Annotated in this window: 23 protein-coding genes; 13 read left to right on the top strand and 10 right to left on the bottom strand. The window is 53.4% G+C overall.

All coding sequences use genetic code 11. The features are described from left to right. Positions 1-143: 143 nt before the first annotated feature. The 3 genes from CVV30_01140 to CVV30_01130 all read left to right on the top strand — a co-directional run bounded on the left by CVV30_01140 (position 144) and on the right by CVV30_01130 (position 2,655). Complete coding sequence (locus tag CVV30_01140; GenBank protein ID PKL70923.1) at positions 144-1,136, top strand: radical SAM protein; 993 nt, start codon at positions 144-146, stop codon at positions 1,134-1,136. Next, positions 1,133-1,903 (top strand): di-trans,poly-cis-decaprenylcistransferase, encoded by a 771-nt coding sequence (gene uppS / locus CVV30_01135; protein ID PKL70007.1) that lies wholly within the window; start codon positions 1,133-1,135, stop codon positions 1,901-1,903. The genes CVV30_01140 and uppS overlap by 4 nt, the downstream gene beginning before the upstream one ends. Before the next feature lie 65 nt (positions 1,904-1,968). Continuing rightward, complete coding sequence (locus tag CVV30_01130) at positions 1,969-2,655, top strand: hypothetical protein (GenBank protein PKL70006.1); 687 nt, start codon at positions 1,969-1,971, stop codon at positions 2,653-2,655. Between the two features lie 5 nt (positions 2,656-2,660). On the opposite strand, the gene CVV30_01125 is transcribed toward CVV30_01130, so the two are convergent. Continuing rightward, positions 2,661-3,290, bottom strand: coding sequence for a di-trans,poly-cis-decaprenylcistransferase (locus CVV30_01125; GenBank protein ID PKL70005.1), 630 nt, complete (start codon positions 3,288-3,290; stop codon positions 2,661-2,663). A 132-nt stretch (positions 3,291-3,422) separates the two neighbouring features. Here CVV30_01125 and CVV30_01120 point away from each other — a divergent pair, with 132 nt between their 5' ends. From CVV30_01120 to CVV30_01090, 7 genes are all read left to right on the top strand, one after another. Then, complete coding sequence (locus CVV30_01120) at positions 3,423-4,100, top strand: hypothetical protein (GenBank protein PKL70004.1); 678 nt, start codon at positions 3,423-3,425, stop codon at positions 4,098-4,100. Further along, the gene (feoB, locus tag CVV30_01115; protein ID PKL70003.1) at positions 4,097-5,947 is read left to right on the top strand and encodes a ferrous iron transport protein B; all 1,851 of its coding nucleotides are present in this window, start codon (positions 4,097-4,099) and stop codon (positions 5,945-5,947) included. Before CVV30_01120 ends, feoB begins: the two co-directional genes overlap by 4 nt. A gap of 11 nt (positions 5,948-5,958) precedes the next feature. Beyond that, entirely contained in the window at positions 5,959-6,666 is a 708-nt protein-coding gene (locus CVV30_01110) for a hypothetical protein (protein ID PKL70002.1), read from the top strand. Between the two features lie 154 nt (positions 6,667-6,820). Further along, positions 6,821-7,570, top strand: coding sequence for a diphthine synthase (locus CVV30_01105; GenBank protein PKL70922.1), 750 nt, complete (start codon positions 6,821-6,823; stop codon positions 7,568-7,570). Beyond that, a complete protein-coding gene (locus tag CVV30_01100) occupies positions 7,567-8,145 on the top strand; it encodes a DUF357 domain-containing protein (protein PKL70001.1) in 579 nt (192 codons plus the stop codon). The genes CVV30_01105 and CVV30_01100 overlap by 4 nt, the downstream gene beginning before the upstream one ends. 107 nt (positions 8,146-8,252) lie before the next feature. Further along, positions 8,253-9,293 carry a lysylphosphatidylglycerol synthetase gene (locus CVV30_01095; GenBank protein PKL70000.1) on the top strand — a complete coding sequence of 347 codons (1,041 nt, stop codon included), beginning with the start codon at positions 8,253-8,255 and terminating at the stop codon, positions 9,291-9,293. Between the two features lie 37 nt (positions 9,294-9,330). Beyond that, positions 9,331-9,783: a hypothetical protein gene (locus CVV30_01090; protein ID PKL69999.1), complete on the top strand. Its 453-nt coding sequence runs from the start codon at positions 9,331-9,333 to the stop codon at positions 9,781-9,783. 5 nt (positions 9,784-9,788) lie between these two features. Here the strand turns inward: CVV30_01090 and hisE are convergent, their stop codons facing one another. The 3 genes from hisE to CVV30_01075 form a co-directional block, all read right to left on the bottom strand. Then, a complete protein-coding gene (hisE, locus tag CVV30_01085; GenBank protein PKL69998.1) occupies positions 9,789-10,091 on the bottom strand; it encodes a phosphoribosyl-ATP diphosphatase in 303 nt (100 codons plus the stop codon). Then, positions 10,088-10,531 (bottom strand): NusA-like transcription termination signal-binding factor, encoded by a 444-nt coding sequence (locus CVV30_01080; GenBank protein ID PKL69997.1) that lies wholly within the window; start codon positions 10,529-10,531, stop codon positions 10,088-10,090. Before CVV30_01080 ends, hisE begins: the two co-directional genes overlap by 4 nt. A 217-nt stretch (positions 10,532-10,748) precedes the next feature. Then, positions 10,749-11,486, bottom strand: coding sequence for an SIMPL domain-containing protein (locus CVV30_01075; GenBank protein PKL69996.1), 738 nt, complete (start codon positions 11,484-11,486; stop codon positions 10,749-10,751). A gap of 191 nt (positions 11,487-11,677) precedes the next feature. Here CVV30_01075 and CVV30_01070 point away from each other — a divergent pair, with 191 nt between their 5' ends. The 3 genes from CVV30_01070 to CVV30_01060 are packed head-to-tail and all read left to right on the top strand — an operon-like array spanning position 11,678 to position 14,525. Beyond that, positions 11,678-12,928: a 3-isopropylmalate dehydratase large subunit gene (locus CVV30_01070; GenBank protein PKL69995.1), complete on the top strand. Its 1,251-nt coding sequence runs from the start codon at positions 11,678-11,680 to the stop codon at positions 12,926-12,928. 2 nt (positions 12,929-12,930) lie between these two features. After that, positions 12,931-13,428: a 3-isopropylmalate dehydratase gene (locus CVV30_01065; GenBank protein PKL69994.1), complete on the top strand. Its 498-nt coding sequence runs from the start codon at positions 12,931-12,933 to the stop codon at positions 13,426-13,428. Further along, positions 13,407-14,525 (top strand): 3-isopropylmalate dehydrogenase, encoded by a 1,119-nt coding sequence (locus CVV30_01060; GenBank protein ID PKL69993.1) that lies wholly within the window; start codon positions 13,407-13,409, stop codon positions 14,523-14,525. Before CVV30_01065 ends, CVV30_01060 begins: the two co-directional genes overlap by 22 nt. 7 nt (positions 14,526-14,532) lie before the next feature. Here CVV30_01060 and CVV30_01055 read toward each other — a convergent pair whose 3' ends face one another. From CVV30_01055 to CVV30_01030, 6 genes are all read right to left on the bottom strand, one after another. Then, complete coding sequence (locus CVV30_01055) at positions 14,533-15,093, bottom strand: hypothetical protein (GenBank protein PKL69992.1); 561 nt, start codon at positions 15,091-15,093, stop codon at positions 14,533-14,535. 602 nt (positions 15,094-15,695) lie between these two features. Further along, complete coding sequence (locus CVV30_01050; GenBank protein ID PKL70921.1) at positions 15,696-16,592, bottom strand: PAS sensor protein; 897 nt, start codon at positions 16,590-16,592, stop codon at positions 15,696-15,698. 198 nt (positions 16,593-16,790) lie between these two features. Then, the gene (locus CVV30_01045) at positions 16,791-17,201 is read right to left on the bottom strand and encodes a hypothetical protein (GenBank protein ID PKL69991.1); all 411 of its coding nucleotides are present in this window, start codon (positions 17,199-17,201) and stop codon (positions 16,791-16,793) included. A 180-nt stretch (positions 17,202-17,381) separates the two neighbouring features. Further along, positions 17,382-18,512 carry an oxidoreductase gene (locus tag CVV30_01040; GenBank protein PKL69990.1) on the bottom strand — a complete coding sequence of 377 codons (1,131 nt, stop codon included), beginning with the start codon at positions 18,510-18,512 and terminating at the stop codon, positions 17,382-17,384. Continuing rightward, positions 18,505-19,548, bottom strand: coding sequence for an oxidoreductase (locus CVV30_01035; GenBank protein PKL69989.1), 1,044 nt, complete (start codon positions 19,546-19,548; stop codon positions 18,505-18,507). The genes CVV30_01040 and CVV30_01035 overlap by 8 nt, the downstream gene beginning before the upstream one ends. Then, a complete protein-coding gene (locus CVV30_01030) occupies positions 19,514-20,326 on the bottom strand; it encodes a nitrogenase iron protein (GenBank protein PKL69988.1) in 813 nt (270 codons plus the stop codon). Before CVV30_01030 ends, CVV30_01035 begins: the two co-directional genes overlap by 35 nt. Between the last annotated feature and the right edge of the window lie 32 nt (positions 20,327-20,358).

Raw genomic sequence — 20,358 nt, 5'->3', positions numbered from 1 at the left:
TTGTTGTGAAAGACTTTATTTATAGTTACTGCGTTGGATATCACCGTAGAATGGATTACAGCACAGAAGGGTTTTCATCTCCGCCATCCAAAAAAACAGGGATACATTCCCTTCTCTGCCGGGGGATATTTTTGAAGGATACCATGACACTCTCCAAAGGCTGTATTCTCTGTCACCAGGGCGCAAAAATGGTTCTCTTCGTTACCGGACGGTGCAATCGCACCTGCTGGTACTGCCCGCTCTCTTCCGAGCGGAAGGGGACCGACACGGTATTTGCAAACGAGCATCCGGTGGATATCCCCGCCCAGATCATCGAGGTTGCAGAGAGCATGAGTGCACTGGGTACCGGTATAACTGGGGGAGAACCGCTGCTTGTCCTTGACAAAGTGACCGGATATTGCCAGCTGCTCAAAACACATTTTGGAAAGGATCACCAGATCCACCTCTATACTGGAAAAGCCCCCGCTGATACAGAACTGGCAGCAATGCAGGGGCTCGTTGATGAGATACGGCTCCATCCCCCGCTCGAATGCTGGGAAAAAATTCTTGAATCGGATTATATTCAATCCGCTAAAAGGGCAAAGGAGATGGGATTTGATATCGGCATCGAAGTTCCGGCATTGCCCGGGCTCGAACACCTCATCCCTGCCCTGCCCTACCTTGACTTCCTCAACATCAACGAGCTGGAATGGGGGGAATCAAACGCGTACCAGATGCGGGAGCGGGGGTATGAACTCGCCGATGAACTGCACAACGCAATTGATGGGGCGCAAGGCTGGGCAGAAGAACTCTGCCGGCAGGACAAGGTGCACTGGTGCTCCTCCGCATTCAAGGACTCAGTGCAGCTGCGGGAACGGTTAAAGCGGATTGCCCAGAACACTGCCCGTCCGTTTGACGAGATAACCGATGACGGTACCGTTGTGTATGGCGTTATCAAACCATCCGAATCCGATAAACCGGCCTGCCTCAAACTCTGCCAGCAGAAGTGTGAACCAGACAGTTTCGAGGACTGCGGCGACCGTATCGAGATGGCATGGTGGCTGCTCACCAAGTTAGCCGATGAAATGCATGGCGAGAAATATGTCATTGAACGATACCCCAATAATGGCATGATAGTCGAGACGACCCCGTTATGATCCTCCGCAACCTGATCGATCCCCTGTACGAGCGCTTCCTCCGCATGCAGTGCCGGCAAATGCCCAACCATATCGCAATAATCCAGGATGGTAACCGGCGGTATGCAAAACTGCTCGGAGTCGATACGGCAAGCGGGCACCGGGCCGGGGCAGACAGGACCGAAGAGATGCTGGACTGGGCACATGAACTCGGGATCAGCCATATCACCCTCTACACCTTCTCAACCGAAAATTTCTCCCGAAAACCCGAAGAGGTCAACCATCTTTTCGCCCTGTTTAAAGAAAAATTTGTGAGCGTTCTTTCCGATGAACGGGTAAAAAAATACCAGATTCGCGTGCAGATGATGGGGGACCGGTCCTTACTCCCCGAAGATCTGCGGGCTGCAATTGATGCAGCAGAAGATGCTACAAAAGACCATACCGGTTTCGTTCTCAATATCGCCCTTGCTTATGGGGGAAGAAACGAGATCGTCCTTGCCGCCCGCGAGATCCTTGCTGAAGTGGAGAAAAACGGGATCACTCCCGATGCCATCGACGTCCATACGGTAGAACAGCACCTTCACGCAGGAAAAGGGATACCTCCGGTTGACCTCATCATCCGGACCGGGAATGAATACCGCACCTCCAACTTCCTCCCGTGGCTGGCAAATGGCCATGAATCGGCAGTCTATTTCTGTGCCCCGTTCTGGCCGCTGTTCCGGAAGATCGACCTGTTGCGTGCCATCCGTATCTACGACCAGAGGATCACGGCAAAAAACGGGTCCTGATTTTTTTTAAATACCGGAACGTGTACTATATTTCCCTGAGCAGACAGAACAACAGATGACAGGTCATGACGGGAAAGAAAGAAACGGGCAACTCGTGGCGTCATACGTCTGTTATTGTACGGGCGGATATCTATGCAAAGGCGCACGAACAGGGTATCGATATCTCCAATATCTGTAATACGGCACTTGCCGGTTTGCTGGGCGTGGATTACTGCCAGCAGCAGCTCGATGATATACCGGTACCCCGGCCGGTTATCATTGCACAGAACAGCCCGCCCGCAGATGCAAGAGAGCATATATCAGGTGCCCGGATAGCCGATAACTCCCCGGTCATCAATGCCGATGACCCTGCCGCAAGCACAACCGTAAGAAGCACAAAACGGCAGCCAAAAGCAAAACCCGCACCAAAAGAAAAGGAACCGATTCCTGTTCCAGCGGGGAGAAAAGAAAGTGTGGCCCTGGCTCCAGGCACTGCCACGGCAGGAGGAACTCCAAAACCCACAGCCGGAAAAACGCAGAGAGGAGACGGGCTGAAAAAATTTGCCAGCACAAAGATCACCCGCAGCGATGCTGGTGATGCTGTAATTTCAAAAGATGACATGTACCTGGCTTTTACCCGGTTCTGCAGGGAACATAAAATCACCCAGGTTCCGGATCGCAAGGCGTTTACCATTGCCCTTAAAAACAAGTTTGCCTTTTTTGATAAAACGGTAAACGGAGTACCCAGCTGGGTAAATGTCCGGTTAAAGTAATGGTTTTACTTCCCGAAACGCCGCATCCGTGACTGGTAGTCCCGCAATATCCGCAGGAAATCCACTTTCCGGAAATATTTCCAGTTCACATCCGAAAAGAAGAGCTCGGAGTAGACTGACTGCCAGATAAGGAAATCGGTGAGATGATCCCCCCCGCTCTTGATCACCACATCGGGCGTGTATTTGAATGTCAGGTAGGATTCGATAAGTTTTTCATCAACATTTTGAGGAGGAACATGGTCCTGCGCCATCTTCCTGATGCATGCAGTGATCTCCTCCCTGCCGCTCATGCCTATCGCCACCACCACATCCATACCTTCACCGATCACCTCTTCTTCGTCTCCCACGTGGAGGATCAAGTGGGCGATGGTGCCGATCTTCCGGATCTCCGATAAGCATTTTCCCATATCATCCGGTGAAGGGGTTGCGATATGGAAAGTAAGACCATGAATCACCGGTTGGCCGGAAGCATTATGTTTTGCCGCAAACGCCGATATCTCATTACACCATGCAGTAGCCCGGTAGAGTTTATCCGGGGCATCTGCCATATCCTTCGCGCTGATCATGAAGCAGACATGCCCCGGCAGCACCGTGATCTGCCGTTTGAGCATCTGCTCATAAAGCCAGTATATCATTTCCTGCACATTATTGACGGTCAAAGGTAATGAGACTTGAGGGTTGCGATGCGGCATACCGTTGTTGTACCCGGTTTTGTACTACCCAAATCAATAAAATCGGATGGCACTCAGATATGAGAAGAGAGTACCATGCAGCCTTCCATGCGGGAAGATTACCTGGAAGCAGTCCAGATCTTCTCGGAAAAAAATGCCCGTTTTCCCCGTACTGAAGAGCTTGCCGCAGAACTTTCCAAACCAGAACCACTCGTGCATTCTGATATGGCAGAGCTGGTATCCAGCAGGGATGTAATCATGGCTGGTGACGGTGTGATCACCCTGACTGTGCAGGGAAAACAGACCGGCGCCAGTGTCATAAAAAAACATGAAACACTCCAGTGTTTTTTATCCGAAATTCTTGGCATGGACATATCCACAGCATCCGATGAAGCCTGCACACTTGAGCATACGGTATCCGATGAAACCATCGACCGGTTAGGCAGGCTGATAGGAACCCAGGGAATCCACTGTCACCATGGAAAAGGAAGGCACCGGAAACAGGCAATTGACACGGTCTGCGGAGTGGAAACAAATGAGAGCTGCACGTCACCCCGTATCTCGGAATTCTCTGAGGGCCAGGAAGTCATCATCCAGTGCATTCATGGCAGGGTCTGTGCCCAGCGCCTCCTCGATCTCGGCCTTGTGCCCGGTGAACGTGCCACAATTAAGAGAAAATTATCCAATGGTGCACTGGTCGTGCAGGTCAAAGGATGCGATGTGGCAGTGAGTCCGGAGATAGCGTCTTCAATCGGGGCGGAGCGGTCTCCATGAAAATTGCCCTCATGGGAAACCCGGGGGTTGGAAAATCCTTAATCTTCAACCAGCTCACCGGCCTTGGCGTTGAAGTGAACCGGTACCCGGGCTCTTCAGTGGCATTAGAGTGCGGTAATGTCTGTTACAAGCAGGAGAAAACCGAGATTGTTGACCTGCCGGGCATCTATTCCCTCGATGGCAATTCGGAAGAAGAGACGCTGGTTCGCACATTTTTGACAAGTGGCGGGGCGGATGTTATCGTCGCCGTCCTTGATGCTACAAAACTTGAGAGAAACCTCTACCTCTTTGTGCAGGCCGCAGAGTTCTCCCCGAAGATGATCGCAGTCGTCAACATGAACGATGCGGCCGAACGGCACGGCATGCACATAGATGCTGATATACTGTCATCACACCTAGGTGTTCCCGTCATCCTGGCTGCGGCATCGGAAGGCAGGAATATTGACAGGATTCTTCCGGTGGCACTGGGGCAGGCAACAACCGCACAGGTTCATGTCCCGTACGACCACCATATCGAAGCAGCATTAAAGAGCCTGGAAAAGACGATCGGGACTCCCCGGCAGACGAACCTGCTTGCCCTGCAGGGTACCGGTAATGATCCGGTACTGCTCGATGCCGCAGGGGCAATTGCACAGGAGATCGGGATGCGTCACCAGATGTCCGTGGACCAGATCATCGCCACAAACCGGCACAACTTTGCCCGGGCGATCACCGCTGCGGTTGTGAAACGCACTGCCCAGAAAAAACCCTATGATCTCGACAGCCTGCTCACCCGGTCATTTCCTGGCATCCCGATACTCTGTGCGATTCTGTTCTTTTTGCTTCTGTCTGTCTTCATGATCGGGTCATGGATGGAAGTGTTCATCGTCGAAGTATTTACTTCAGCGATCATCACCCCGTTCACTGCACTCGCATTGCCGCCCTTATGGGACAGGATCGGTTTTTCGGTACTGATCGCCCTGCAGGCAGGCCTTGGGATCGCGTTTCCCTTTATCTTTACGTTCTATATCGGGCTCTCCCTTCTCGAAGATACAGGATACATGACCCGGGCTGCCTTCCTTGCCGACCGGGCCATGCACCGGATCGGGCTTCATGGGGAAGCAATCATTCCTATGGTGATCGGCTTCGGTTGCACAGTTCCTGCGGTCATGAGCCTGCGCCTGCTCAAGACACGCAGGGAGCAGACAATCGGGGCATTTCTTGTCACCATGATACCCTGCTCTGCCCGGACCGTGGTTATTGCCGGCATTGTCGCTGCCTTTGTTGGCATCGCCTGGGCCTTCTCCATTTACCTGATCGTGTTCGTACTGCTCATTCTCACCGCAGTTGTTCTCAGCCGCATCACCCCGGGAGAGCAGTTCGGTATGATCGTTGAGATGTCAACGCTCCGCATGCCCAAGGCGGGCCTGGTTCTGGCAAAATCCTGGCTCAGGATCAAAGAGTTCCTTTTCATTGCCATGCCGGTCCTGATAGCCACCAGCATCCTGCTTGGTCTCTTCCAGTACTTTGGCCTGACCGAATTATTCGAGCAGATGGTTGCACCGGTCACCGTCACCCTGCTCGGGTTGCCGGGCTATGCATCCACGGCACTCCTGTTTGGCGTATTCAGAAAAGAACTCGCCTTCGAGACGCTTGCAGTGCTTGCCGGTACCGCCGATCTCGGTTCGGTGATGAGCAGTGTCCAGCTGTATACGTTTGCAATTGTGAGCGTGCTTTTTGTTCCCTGTGTATCCACCATCGCCGTCCTTTACCGGCAATTGGGGGCAAAAATAGCCATCGTTACTTCAGTTTACACGGTTTTTCTCGGCCTTTTCATCGGAGCAATTATAAACCTTCTCATGAAATGATCACACCATAAATGTATACCTATAAGTCGGGGATAGAGCAGATCGATCAGTTGTCCGGTGGTTTTGAAGCCGGCACTAATATCCTCATCCTTGCACCCTCCATGAGTTTTGCCGAGCAACTTGCCTATACCCTGGCAAAACCTCTCGAAGGCGAATATGCCATCACCCTTTCCACCAATGAACGGGCAGCAGAGGTGGTAGATTTTTTTAAACTCGCAGGATCGGACAAGCGGTTTATCGGCGTCATAGATGCAATTACCAAGAGCTCGACTCCAAGCATTGTCGATACTCCCCGGCTCATGTTTGTCTCAAGCCCTACCGATCTCACGGGAATCGGGATCAAATTTTCCAATATGATCGAAACAATTTTCGAGGGTGAATTTTCTGATGGGGAAGCCGGCCTGTTCCCACCCCCGATCCGCTTCTGCGTGAACTCGATCTCAACCCTGCTCATGTACCGCAAACTTGAGGTGCTGTACCAGTTTCTTCACGTTCTCACCGCGAAATTAAAAAAGATCGAGGGCGTGGGCATCTATCTCTTAAACAGCGAATCATTCGACGACAAGACGCGATCCTTAATCAAGCAGCTGATGAACTGCGTTATTGAAGTCAAGGTGGAGCAGAACATCAGCTACCTGCGGATCCAGGGCATACGCGGTGTAAATTCAGACTGGCAGAAATTTTCAGTCAATAAAGGGCAGGTGATCATCCTCACATGAGCTCCACCGGTTTGAATAGTGCAGATGACATGCTGATCCCATCGCTACCAGGAAATACGGGTAAAACAAACCCGCTCGCAGAGACGGTTACGCAAATCCCGTGTTGAGGTGTAAATAGAATGCTGTTTTTATGTCCGGGCTCCGGGGTGTTCCCGTGCTGACGTTTGTCGGACTCGGGCTCTACGATAAGACCGATGTATCGGAAAAAGGACTTGCCTGCATCCGGAATGCCGATCACGTCTTTCTCGAATGCTATACCTCGCTGCTCATGGGCACCACAATAGAAGAGATGGGGAATTATTACGGCAAACAGATCCACCCCCTGTTCCGGGAAGACGTGGAACAACACCCGGAAGCAATGCTGGAAAAGGCAGAAACAGGCAATGTAGTGTTTCTCTGTGCAGGAGACCCGATGGTCTCTACCACTCACGCAGATCTCCGTATGCGTGCAGCAAAACGGGGCATCAAGACGGCGATCATACACGCGGCATCCATTGCAAGCGCAGTCTGCGGTGTATCCGGGCTCCAGAACTACCGTTTTGGCAAGTCCTGCTCGGTCCCCTTCCCGCAGAAGAACTGGTCGCCGACCACATCGATCGAAGTCATTGCACAGAACCTGTCCCTGCGGTTGCACACGCTCGTGTATCTTGATATCCAGGACGAGCGGTATATGACCGTCCCGGAAGCCGTAGCGCTCCTGGAAGATATGGCAGAAAAAAAAGGGTGCCGGATTCCGCTGTATGTAGGTATCGCCCGGGCGGGATCCGCTGAACCGGTCATTATCGCAGGTCCGGCAGAGCGGGTCCGTACAGGTGATTTCGGGCCACCGCTCCATATCCTCATTGTCCCGGCTGAACTGCACGAGATGGAACGCGAGTACCTGGAGATGTTTGCCGGCCTATGAAGATCGCGGAATGCCGGGATGCCCTTGCCGCAGCTCTTTCCCGGACAAGGATTACCGCAGACAGGCACACGCCTCTCGGACACGAAGGATTCGCCATCCTTGAGATGGCGCAGGCATACCGGAAGGACGGGACTACGTTTTACCGGGCAGGAGATATCGTCAATGCACTTGCAGCATTCTGGTATAGTGCCGGGTGGCTGCATTTCGGGATTTCATCCGGCTATCTTTCCTCCGATGACCAGAATCCATTCGGTCCGTTTACCGGACCATTGGAAAACCTTCCCCTGGCATTTGCAGAAAAACTGGGGGAGAAAACCCAGCGCTATGAACGGTTGCTGGACACCGCCCGTTCCTCGGTGGAATGTGCCGGCGAGCCGGCAACGATCAGCAATGATTTTGCCGGTAAAGTCCTCTTGATAGCGGGACTCTATGCATCCCGGGGCAAAGGGAACCTGAAAGCCGGGGCATATGAAGAAGCTCTTGCCTGTTTCAGTTATGGGCATGGCTGGCTGGATGCCGGGGTAACCTGCGGATATTTCCGCATCATGGCACACAGGGATATCTTCACAGTGTAGGGAGCCAGACCTGCCCGCATTTAAGATTAAGCGTTTATACTATGCACCATAACCTGTTTAGCTAGCAGCCGGTTATATTCATCATCGCCGGTTTTCTGGGTGTTTTTATGGAGAAGTCGCAGGTCAAATGGCTCTATATTTCCGTAGGATTTTCGCTTGCCATCCTGCTCATTATCCTGTACTTCACCATCGATGAAAACACTCTTACCTATCTCCAGCAGGTCAATCCCTGGTTCCTGCTCCTTGCGTTTATGACGCATCTCTTAACGATGTGCTTCTGGGCATGGCGTGTCCAGAAGATGACCGGTTCCCTGGGGTACAGGATTGGGTTTTTTTACAGCCTGAACCTGGTCTTTGCAAACCTGCTTGCGGCATCGGTCACACCAGCCCAGGCGGGAGGAGAACCCGTCCGGATTCACGAGCTCTACAAGGCCGATGTCCCTCTTGGGGATGCAACCGCAATCGTCATCATGGAACGGGTGCTCGATGGTATCGTTCTTGCCGGGCTTGCCGCGTTTGCCATGGTCGTCCTGACCGACCAGTGGAAGAGCCTTGGCGCAGTCTCTGAGGTAATGGTTTTTATCACCTGGATCTTTGTTATCGGGTGTCTTTTCCTCTTTTACCTTGCCATCAGGAGACCCGATGTGGTAAAAAAGGTGGTCAACCGGTGCGCTGCCTTCTTTACCAAAAAATGGGAGATCAAACGGGTAGAAGAGCTGCTTGTCCGTGCTGATACGGAGATCGATAATTTCCAGGTGGCCGTAATAAAGTTCGTAAAGAGCGCAAAAGGAGGCCTTGCATGGGGATTGCTTTTTACCCTGCTCTACTGGGTATCAGAAATTGTTACTGCCTCGCTGATCCTTATGGGGCTCGGCCAGCCACCCCTGTTTCTGGAATCCTTTGTTATCCAGCTCATCCTCTGCATCCTGATGATGATGCCTTTAACCCCCGGAAGCTCCGGTATTGCAGAAGTGGGGGCAACTACCATGTATGCCCTGTTCATCCCGCCAGCGATAGTGGGAATCTTTGTTGTTATCTGGCGGATCGTATTGTATTACTTCAATATCGCGCTGGGCATCGTATCCAGCCTCATTATCGTTCGCCGGGAAGCTCACAGACATTGCGAGCAGGAAATTCAAAAACCTTAACTCTTATCATCAATCACGGCAATCACTCTGCACGGACATGACACAGGTGAGGTGTGAGGTCAAAGGGGTATTTGTCGCAATGGGGAATGCCGCAACCGTGCCCCTTGTCGTGCTCTCGGATGGCAATGGCCGGCTCTTACCGATATTCATCGGCATCTGGGAGGCGGTTTCCATCAACAGTGCCCAGATTAAAGAAGTGCTGCCCCGGCCATTCACCCACGATCTCTTCATCGATCTCTGTGCACGGTTTTCTATCACACTCCGATACCTGCAGATCGACAGTATCGATGACGGGGTATACTATGCCCAGCTGGTGATGAGTACAGGACAACAGGATGAATACCTTGACTGCCGACCGAGCGATGGCATAGCACTCGCACTCCGTGGCGATGTCCCTATTTTTGTAGAAGAATGCGTGCTCGCATCCGCCGGGCAGCTACCCGAAGAACTGCCGGATATGGTCGACCTGTCCACGTTCCTGCAGAAATAAAAAAGTTATTTACGCCGGTGTTCGAGCTCTTTCATCACATCGTTGAGATCGATACCTGCGGCCCGGAGTGCAACAAGAACGTGGAACAGGAGATCGGCAGTCTCTTCCACGGTGCGTTCATTCACCCCGTTTTTTATTGCCAGGATGAACTCGGTGGACTCCTCCCCAACTTTCTCCAGCACCTTATCGATTCCCTTGGGATCGGTCAGCAGGCTGGTGGTATAGGATTCAGGATTAGGATTTTCTGCCCGCTCGCAGATCACTGCCCAGATCTCTGCGATAACCCGGGGATCAACCGTGCGGCTCATGCTGCCTCCTGCGTGAGAAGCACTTCGCCAACTTCAATTCCAAAAAACCTGCGGCAGAGGGTGCGCGCCTTTTCGATATTGCAGCCGGCCTTTCCGATCGCAATGCCAAGGTCACTTCGCTGCTTAACAAAGACATTGACCGGGCCGTTATCCGGTCCCCGTTCAATCGCCACCACTTCGGCAGGTTTGAAGATGTTGGCAATGAACGTTTCAATAGTATCAGCATACTCGACCATCTCGATCCGTTTGCCGAGCACATTCTGCAGGCGTTTGATATTGTCGCCTTTTTTACCGATTGCAAGACCCATGTCTCCCGGGCGGATCACGTAGATCACCCGGTCGAACCGGTCATCGATCACGCAGTCGTTTGCCGTGGATTTTGTTAAGATTCTCAACTCCTCGATATATCGTCGCTCTTTAAAGCCAATATTGCGTTCCATAGTAAAATCAATCCTATTGTATCCGCAGATTTTTGGGATATTCGAAATTTTAACGGGCTGATATTTTCCGGAGGGTCCGGATGATGCATGTGTGCCTTAAGTTAACATCATACGCTGCTTATGTAAAAAAGTTTTGAAGAGATCTTTGAAAAATAGCTGAGGCCGGTGGCCTCAGAGAATTGTATGAAAACCACAATGGTGTTTTTCGTGCAGGGGATTAGCGGATCAGGTACGTAATGGATACCTGTGCGCTGACCGTGATATCACCGGGCTGGATGGGAGTGGGTACTGCCGACTTCATCATCGCGTCCCCGGCCGCGTACTGGTAATTCTCAAACAGAACGGGTGAATATCCTCCACTGATATCGGCACTCTGTACACCGGTAATATTGGTGCCCATTGCTGCTGCAACCGTATCAGCATCTGCGCGTGCCCGTGCAACTGCCTCTTTTAAGGCTTCAGTGCGGAGAACCTGCGATTGTTCATCAGACAGGAGAAATCTGATGGAGCTTGCCTGGTTGATGCCGTTTGCAACTGCAACATCAATCACTTCGCCGGTCCTGCTCACATCATGGAGGGTAACGGTTAGGGTATTGGTAACCCGGTACGTGCGGACTTTCTGGTCGAACAGGGACCTGGTAGTGTCTTCATACACTGGGTAAATGTTATATCCGGTGGTCTTGAGTGCATCCCGGGGAATACCAATAGCCACCAGTGCGTCGATCACTTTTGCCATCTTCTGCGCATTGTCCTGCTGCGCAACCTTTACATCGGGATTTTCGGTTTCAACCGAGAACGTAACCTGTGCACGGTCGGGAGTACCGATAACGTTGCCGGTTCCGGATGAGTGTATCACATTGTCATTACTGGTGTCCGTGGCAGCGGCTGCCATGCCGACACATGCCATTGCCATAACGACAAGGGCAATTATGAAGAGGGATCTTCTTTTGATCATAGGTTATCACAGGATCATTACCGGAAAGAAGGTTAAAGATTACTTTGACTGCGAAAAAAACCGCAGTTATGACTCAAAAGATTCGCGGGCGGATAAATACCAAAGAGGTCAGCCTCGGCCTGCCATATATCTGAGCAGCAGTCTCCCCCAAACTACAATATAATTGACGACAAATAGTAACCCGATTCAGCATGGGAGCAACAATCGTAGAGAAAATATTTTCTCGAAAATGTGGCAGCGATATACGAGCCGGTGAAGTGGTCATGGCGCCGATTGACGGCGCAATGATTCACGATATTACCGGGCCGCTTGCCATCCAGAAGTTCTACGAGATGGGTGGATCCAAAGTCTTTGACCCGGAACACGTCATCATGCTCTTTGACCACCAGATTCCCGCAGATTCCATTCCGGCAGCGGAGAACCATGTCTACATGCGGAAGTTCGCCGCAGAGCAGGGAATATACAATTATGACATAAATGAGGGTGTCTGTCACCAGGTAGTGCTCGAGAAAGGAAGGGCAGCTCCAGGTGAGATCGTAGTCGGGGCTGATTCCCACACCTGCATGTATGGTGCAGCGGGAGCATTTGCTACCGGGATTGGTTCGACCGATATGGGTTTTGTCCTGAAATACGGGGCCTTATACTTCAAGGTGCCCGAGACCATCCGTGCCGAAGTCTCAGGAAAATTCCCCAAGAGGGTCGGGGCAAAGGACCTGATCCTTTCCATAGCGGCAGATATCGGGGCTGACGGGGCAACGTACCAGGCCATCGAGTTTGCCGGAAAAACCATCTCGAAACTCGATATGCCCGGCCGGATGACGCTGTGCAATATGGCCATCGAGATGGGCGGAAAAGCCGGCATTGTCGCTCCCGACAAGATAACCTGGGAGTACATGAAGGGACGGCGCAAGATGAAATCGTTCGAACTGGTGAGCGACGACGATGCGACCTACGCCAGCAAACACACCTACAATGTCTCGGACATGGAACCGCAGGTTGCCGTGCCCCACAATGTGGATACCGGGGTGCCGGTCAGCAAGGTTGCCGGAACGCACGTGGACCAGGTCTTCATCGGTTCGTGCACGAACGGGCGGTTTGAGGATCTTGCAGAAGCCGCAGAAGTGCTGGGCAAGAAGAAGTTCAACCGGAACGTCCGGGTCATCATCATCCCGGCCTCACGGGACGAGTACTTAAAGACCTTAAAGGCCGGGCTCATCGAGAAGTTCGTAAAAGCCGGCGGGCTTGTTGAAGCACCGTGCTGCGGTCCCTGCATGGGCGGGGCATTCGGGCTCTTAGCACCCGGCGAGGTCTCGCTGTCCACATCGAACCGGAACTTCAAGGGCCGACAGGGAAGCACCGAGGGCAAGGTATACCTCTGTTCCCCGGCCACTGCAGCGGCAAGCGCGATCACGGGTGTCATTACCGACCCACGGGAGGTCTGAACATGCGAGTCTGGAAGTTCGGCGACGATATCGATACGGATGCCATCATCCCGGGCAGGTTCCTGACCATCTATGATCCCAAGGAACTGGCAAAACATGCCTTTGAAGGCACCCGGGACGAGTTCTCAAAGGCGGCAGGCAATGGTGACATTATCGTTGCAGGGCGCAATTTCGGGTGCGGGTCTTCACGGGAGCACGCCCCCCTGGCACTGATAGGGGCCGGCGTTCAGATCGTGGTAGCACAATCCTTTGCCCGGATCTTTTTCCGGAATGCGGTCAATGTCGGGGTACTGCCCCTCGTCTGCCACGATGCGGACAAGATCAAGGACAAGGCAAAGGTCAAGGTGAACGTGAAAGGCGGGTATCTCGAGGCTGACGGGAAGAGATACGAGACCGAGCCGGTGCCGGAGTTCATGCAGGGTATCATCGATGCCGGCGGGCTTGTTGCATATGCAAAGAAGTTAAAGGAGGTTCCGGTATGTACAAAATCGCAAGCATAGGCGGCGACGGGATCGGCCCGGAGATCGTGGCCGAGGGAAAGAAAGTATTAGAGGCAGCGGGAGAACGGTTCAACTTCGATATCCAGTGGACGGATTTCGATATCGGGGCTGACCGGTACATCAATTCGCGAAAACTCGTCACCGAAGACGAACTCAAAGAACTCTCGAAGTTCAAGGCGATCTATTTCGGTGCAATCGGGGATGAGCGGGTCCAGCCGGGTATCCTTGAAAAAGGCATCCTGTTAGCCCTTCGCTTCCATTTCGATATGTACGTCAATCTCCGGCCTATCAAACTTTTAGAGGGCGTCGAGACCCCGCTGGCGAACAAGACTCCCGCGGATATCGACTTTGTCGTGGTCCGGGAAAACACCGAAGACTTTTACGTGGGAATCGGTTCCCGGTTCAAAAAGCACGAGAAAAAAGAGCTCAATGTCATTCGTGATATATACAGCGTGAAGTTCGGTCTTGACGTGGAGAGCGATGCCGAAGAGATCGCGTACCAGATAGGGGTCGTCACCCGCGAGGGTTCACGCCGGGTCCAGACCTACGCCTTTGACCTTGCCATGCAGCGGGAGAAAAAACTCACTTCGGTAGACAAGGCCAATGTCCTTTCGGACGTATACGGTCTCTGGCGGGACGTATTCACCGAGACTGCAAAGGCATACCCTGAGGTTAAGACCGACTTCAACTTCGTTGATGCCGTTACCATGTGGTTTGTCAAGAACCCCGAGTGGTTCGATGTCGTGGTCACGCCCAACATGTTCGGCGATATCATCACCGATCTCGGCGCCATGATACAGGGCGGCCTGGGCCTAGCCCCCGGGGGTAACATCAACCCGAAGGGCACCTCGATGTTCGAGCCAATCCACGGTTCGGCCCCGAAATACAAGGGCATGGGGGTTGCAAACCCGATTGCCACCATCTGGGCAGGATCGCTCCTGCTCGATCATATCGGTGAGCACAAGGCGGCTGCAGCTGTCGTGACTGCCATCGAGCAGAGCATCAAAGACGGTATCGTTACGAAGGATATGGGCGGCTCGGCACGGACTACCAAAGCCGGCTCTTATATCGCTGACTGCGTAAAGAAAGGGAAATAATTCTTTTTTATCCGGATTCCGGAGCCATCAAAAACGCCCCGGTACCGAGTGCCCAGATGATAAGCGGGTACGCGATCATCCGCTCCATGCCCCCGGCACCAAGGCCGAGATAGTACTTCGTTACAAAGAGCATTGCGGCACCAAGCGCGATGAGCCCGAGTGCAAGTGAGAGCCATGACCATGGCCCGGAAAATACCCGGTATCCCGTGATTGCACATAACCCGCCGCAGACAAAGACCGTGATCGCACCAATGGTATGCGGGATAATTATGGTCTCAGGAAAGACACCGACCCCCGCGGCCCCGAGACCGGTCAGGATCAGCAGGATGAGGAACCAGCGATTAGTCCCGGCTGTGTTGAGCAGGTATGCCGTCACGAGGAGCAGGAGACCGAAGCCAAAGATAGCGGAGTTGAATATCGGGGCCGTGGACCCTACCCCGAGATCGCTGATCATCTTCGTTACCTTGTAACCGGGATAGAGCGCTTCGGAAACGATGATTCCCGTCAGGAACCATGCAGCCCCGATGAAGATGAGTACACCGGCGCGGGTTTTGTTGGTAAATATCATGGCAGATGCGACCTGGTTGTGATGTGGTTGGATTTTATAAGATAAGGGTTTGGTGTGATGGTCCTCACACCACCCTCAACGGGAACACACCCACCCCCCACTCTTTCGAAAGACAGGCCCCTACCCCCCTCCGAGTGCATACACATGGACACCTCTTCCAATGGAGTCACGGCCGAGCGGTCATTCCTTCACAAAAAATAAAAGGGGGGGTGGGGGCCCCTCATGTGCTCGGAGGGGTACCCACCCCTCCCCCACTCCAAAAAATGAGGAGGGGGGCCCTACCCACCACTCTTTTGAAAGACTGGCTCCCACCCCCCCTCCGATTGCATGTACGCGGACATGACTTCGCGTGGAGTTACGACGGAGAGGGGATCTCACGGTCGGTTATTTTCAAGGGGGGTGGGGGCCCCTCATGTGCCCGAAGGGGTACCCACCCCTCCCCCACTCCAAAAAATGAGGGGGGGACCCCCCACCCCCTGTCTTTCGTAAGACAGGGTACTACCCCCCCTTCCCGTTAGATCCCTATGGCCATGGGTAACTGTACTGTTCAAGAAATTACGATTGATTTCCGGTTCACAGGGAAAATCCGGAAGATCATCATCCTATTTCTCATCCGGTTTTTTAGAAAAAAGGGACTGGAAAAAACCAGGCTGTTTTTTCGGGCGGGATACCGGATATACGACATGCCCTTCAAGGGGTTTTTTCGCAACAGCAAGATCAGGAATCAACATCTCGGCCTCGGCCAGTCCTTCTTCTACCAGCGCTTTTTCGGTAACATCAGTTACGCAACCTGCGATCGAGACCGTCTTTCCGTTCTTCACCAGAGGGATCTCGTTGACTTCAAGCCGGATTTTACGACCGTCAGGAGAACTCATCTCCAGCCGGTAGGGGGGTTCGCGCCTGCCGGATGCAATTGCCCGGATCGTCCGTTCAAGCCCCGCGGCATTTATCGGGTTGTCGGTGAGGTAATCAGTCCAGGTGCGTTTTCCTTCTTTCGGCCGGCACCCGAGAAGTGCCCGCAGCCGCGGGCTCACGAACATCATCGTATGATCGGGAGTATGCGTGTAATACATCTGTTTCCCGCTCTCGATAGCGAACATCAGTTCCTCATCCTTCTTTTTCAGCGCCCGCTGTTCACTCTTGATCCGGGTGATGTCGTGGCCGGTGGCTACGATCGATTCAACCGCATTGGCACTGTTCAGCACCGACTTTGCCGACCAGCTGAAGCACCGCATCCCCTTGGAGGTCTGGATCCATTGTTCCACGGTGCAGGCAAACGGGGGACGGAAGAGCCGGGTCATCTGGGTGGCAATGATATCGGCATATCGCTCATCTGTGACCGGCATGAACACGCTGCCGGTGAGTACTTCTCTGGGTTTTCCCACTGCTTCGCAATAAGCGGCATTCACGAAGATAAGACGCCCTTCCTGGTTGAACCTGACAATCAGGTCCTGCTGGCATTCCACCAGATCGCGGTACATCGTATCCGTGGTATCCATGCTCATAACCCCAGCTCCCTGTACCCGTTCACGTCAGTATTACCGGATAAAAAAGGAGTGTTCTTCTCCACACATGATCATCTGTCACCGAACTATTAATGTTGCACGATTTCACAAAGAAAAAATGAGAGATTTTCACGGGTTGCCGGGGATAACAAAACGGGAATGGCGCCCCGTCATGCAATCAGCCAGCTTACATTATACCGCTGCACTGATCTGCTGCTGCCCGTAAATCCCGCGACGGGCAACGATTGCGGGCTGTGCCGGTATCTTCACGATAGTTGCCAGGCGATCTTTTCCGTACATTACTCCGCGGAGTGTATTTAGGGAGACCGTGAAGTTCCCGGCCTCGAACAACTCGATGTTCAAAGCTTTTCCGGAGACCGAGACCTGTGCCAGTCCCTTTACCGCACCAAGGTAGTACTGCCACTCGTGGGTGAGCTCCTCCAGTTGCACAAAAACATGACCGGATACTGCTTTTGAAAGATCAGAACGCCGGATCGCATAGCGTGTTCCAAGAATATGGAGCTCGATCACTGCATGCGCATTCCCTTCGCTGTCAATTGCGCTGTACCCGGTTCGCTGGAGATATCCTGCTTTTTCCATCATACCCGACCACCTTTCTGTCGTAGTATGGCGTTGCCGGGCCGGCTATATAACCCGGGACCGTGCGCAGGGTGAAAGTGAAGAATCCTTTGGATCAAGGAGGAAGAATGCGTTTGTTCCAAAGCATAAAATCACTTAAAAGGCGCTGGGGGAGCGGTAATCAATTCACCGGGAAAAAGGCGATCAGGGCCGGCCGGGTTTCCGGTCCATGCAGGTATTGAGTACCTGCTCCACGAGAGAGAGGGTGCCGTTTATCCCAGCAAAGGGGGTTGGGGCAAGCCGGATGGTCCCCCGTAGAGGGGGTGTGATTCCGGTAAACGCCCGGGCATCAGAAACCGATCGCTCAAAGGATGAGCCCATCACAAGGTCAGGATTATACTGCCCGATCAGGGATTTTACCCCCTCGAGCCCGGTAACCTGTTCCACCGGGTATTTCGATGAGCCCGGGGCATTGCGTGAACCAATGCACCGTATATCCGCATCCAGATAGCGTTCGAGCGTCTCTGCCACATGCAGGGCATAGGAAAAACCAGAAAAGATAACCACAGAAGGAGGATCGAACCGAAGCAGGTACTTGTCACATGCCCTGACCATCCGTTCCTCCTGCTGTTCGATCTCGGAAAAGACCCGGTCCACATCCGCATCTTCGAATAACTCGCTTAATCTTCCGAATGAAGACTTGATCGCTTTAAACCCGAGCGTTCCGCCACAATACTCACCAATTCCGCTCGCGAAATCCTCGTTCGTGCCGATCGTATAGGGTGATGCATGCCGGACCTTGTCGAGCCGGTCATGGGAAAATACCGTGCCAACAGGAATACTGGCCATCGTCAATAATCGCCGGATTTCCTGCACATTGCCCGCAGAGAAGGGATCGAACAGGCAGGCGCCATCGATGTTCACCCCTTTGGCATCCGGATCAACCCGGGGTTCCAGTATCGAGAGGGCATTTTTATATCCCGCTTCAACATCCCCGGAAAAACCCGGGCTGTCCACAAGGATCACATCGTGCTTTTCGAGCATGGACCGGATATCCTCACCGAGAATTGCCGGAACACAGGTCGTTATCACCGCAATGCGTTTGCCCTTTCCGGACAACCCGCCGATCACTTCATTGAGCCGGTCCTCCGAGCCAAAGATGATCTCGTGTTCAAGGATGAAGGTGCCATGCAGGGGGGCGCGAAGGAGCGTGGTGGGATAATAGTAACAGCCGCTCGATCCATGGATCACAACCGTCATCCCCTCGAATCCTGCAAGGCAGGCAGCGGCCCCGGTCATGGCACAGGGCCAGAGGGGATTGGTGCATTCAGGCATGCAGCTGGCGCCTCCAGCGGTGAAGCATCCGCCGCACGCCGGTCGTTCCCACTGGGGTTCCGGGACCGAGCGAAACGCCATCTGAGCCCGGTTGGTTCATATTGATCCGCAATGCCTCTGCCACTTCAGCAAAAGAAGACACGCTGTCGGGATCGTGCATTGCAGGGTCAAACGATGCATCCTTTCCCATGAGATCGGAAAACCCGGCAAGGGTATCTTCCTGGAACTGTCGCTCCTTTTCGAGCGCAGCGCTACAGTCTGTACCAAACGTCCCGGCAACTGCTTCTAAAAATGAGAGGGTGCCGGAGAGCCCGAGGGGAAATGTCGGGATGAAGGGTGTGCCGAAACGCTCTTTCAGGAAATTTCCCACGGGAATGAGCGCAGGTTCCCTCAGGATATTGAGCCGGGCTGCACCAAGTGTCCCGATCTCGTCGAACGTGATATCATGCACGAACCGCAGGTTGACCGGAATATCGAATGTTCCCAAAAGACGGGCAACTTCTGCATAGTTCTCCTCAACCTCATATTCGAGATTCTTCTCGCCGATGATATTCACGCAGTCGGTAACCGGGCAGGATTCGGCAGTACCGGCAAGCGCACAGAGGGCATTTGCCACCCCGTTCTGGAAGGTTCCCCCGAGGAAACCGGCAGTTGGTACAATGACCACGGGCACGCCGTATTCCCTGCTGCAGATGGCATCTACATCATCGCCAATCGTGTCAACAATGCAGGTAGAGAGGACGAAGATCGCATCCACACCGCGTTCTGCTACAGACTCAAGGGTCCGGAGCAGGGCGCTCTCCCCGCCAAACACAATATCGCTCTCGCACAGGGCAGTAGAGACCAGATCGGGCAGGGTGACAGTTTCATTGTCAAGGCCGGTGGCATGCAGCAGGGAGAAGTTATGGTGCGTACACCCTTTTGGCCCGTGGACAATACTCGCCGTATTGCGGACATGGGTTGTCACCGAGAGTGCCCCGGTGAGGGTGCAGCCCCCGAATCTAGATGTATGAATAGGCAAGGGATTCAAGCTCATCAATCTCTAACGGTGTGGGGATGGTGAAATGGGTATTTTCCATCACCCGTTTGCCAAGGGTGCGGTAGCATTCAGCCTGCGTGGATTCCGGTTCATACTCGATGACCGTTTTCCGGTTGAGTTCGGCAAGCTGCACGACCCGGTCACGGGGGATGAACTGGATAAGAGAACTGTTCACGCGTTTTGCAAACTCTGCCACCAGCTCCTCTTCATTCGGCTGGTTCTTGGCATTGCAGATCACCCCGGCCAGCCGGCAGGTGCTTTTTGTCCTTGAAGAAAGGCGCTGGATTGCCTTGCAGATGTTGTTGGCAGCGTACAGGGACATCAGTTCACCGGAGGTTACCAGGTAGACATCCTGTGCATATCCCTCGCGCATCGGCATGGCAAATCCGCCGCAGACAACGTCGCCGAGCACATCGTATACAATAACATCGCCTTTCAAGGCCCCGAACTTCTCCAGCAGCTGGAACGTGGCAATGATCCCCCGCCCTGCACACCCGACACCGGGCTCCGGGCCTCCCGCCTCAACACAGCGGACGCCGTTAAACCCGGTAAACTCGACTTCATCTAAGGTAATCGGTGCTTCACCCCTGACCCGGACCAGGTCCATGACCGTGGGGATAAACCGGCCATGCATCAGCATCCGGGTACTGTCACGCTTGGGATCGCACCCGACCTGGAGGATATCAAGCCCCATACCTGATAGCGCAGCGGAGAGATTGGCCGAGGTGGTAGACTTGCCGATACCCCCCTTGCCATACAGGGCGATCTGTTTCATCACCGTACTATGGAGTGGCAATTTATATTAGA

It is taken from the genome of Methanomicrobiales archaeon HGW-Methanomicrobiales-1, assembly GCA_002839675.1.
Classification (GTDB): domain Archaea; phylum Halobacteriota; class Methanomicrobia; order Methanomicrobiales; family Methanospirillaceae; genus Methanoregula.
The sequence above is the reverse complement of the archived record's forward strand: the minus strand, read 5'-3'. Positions and strand labels throughout refer to the sequence as shown.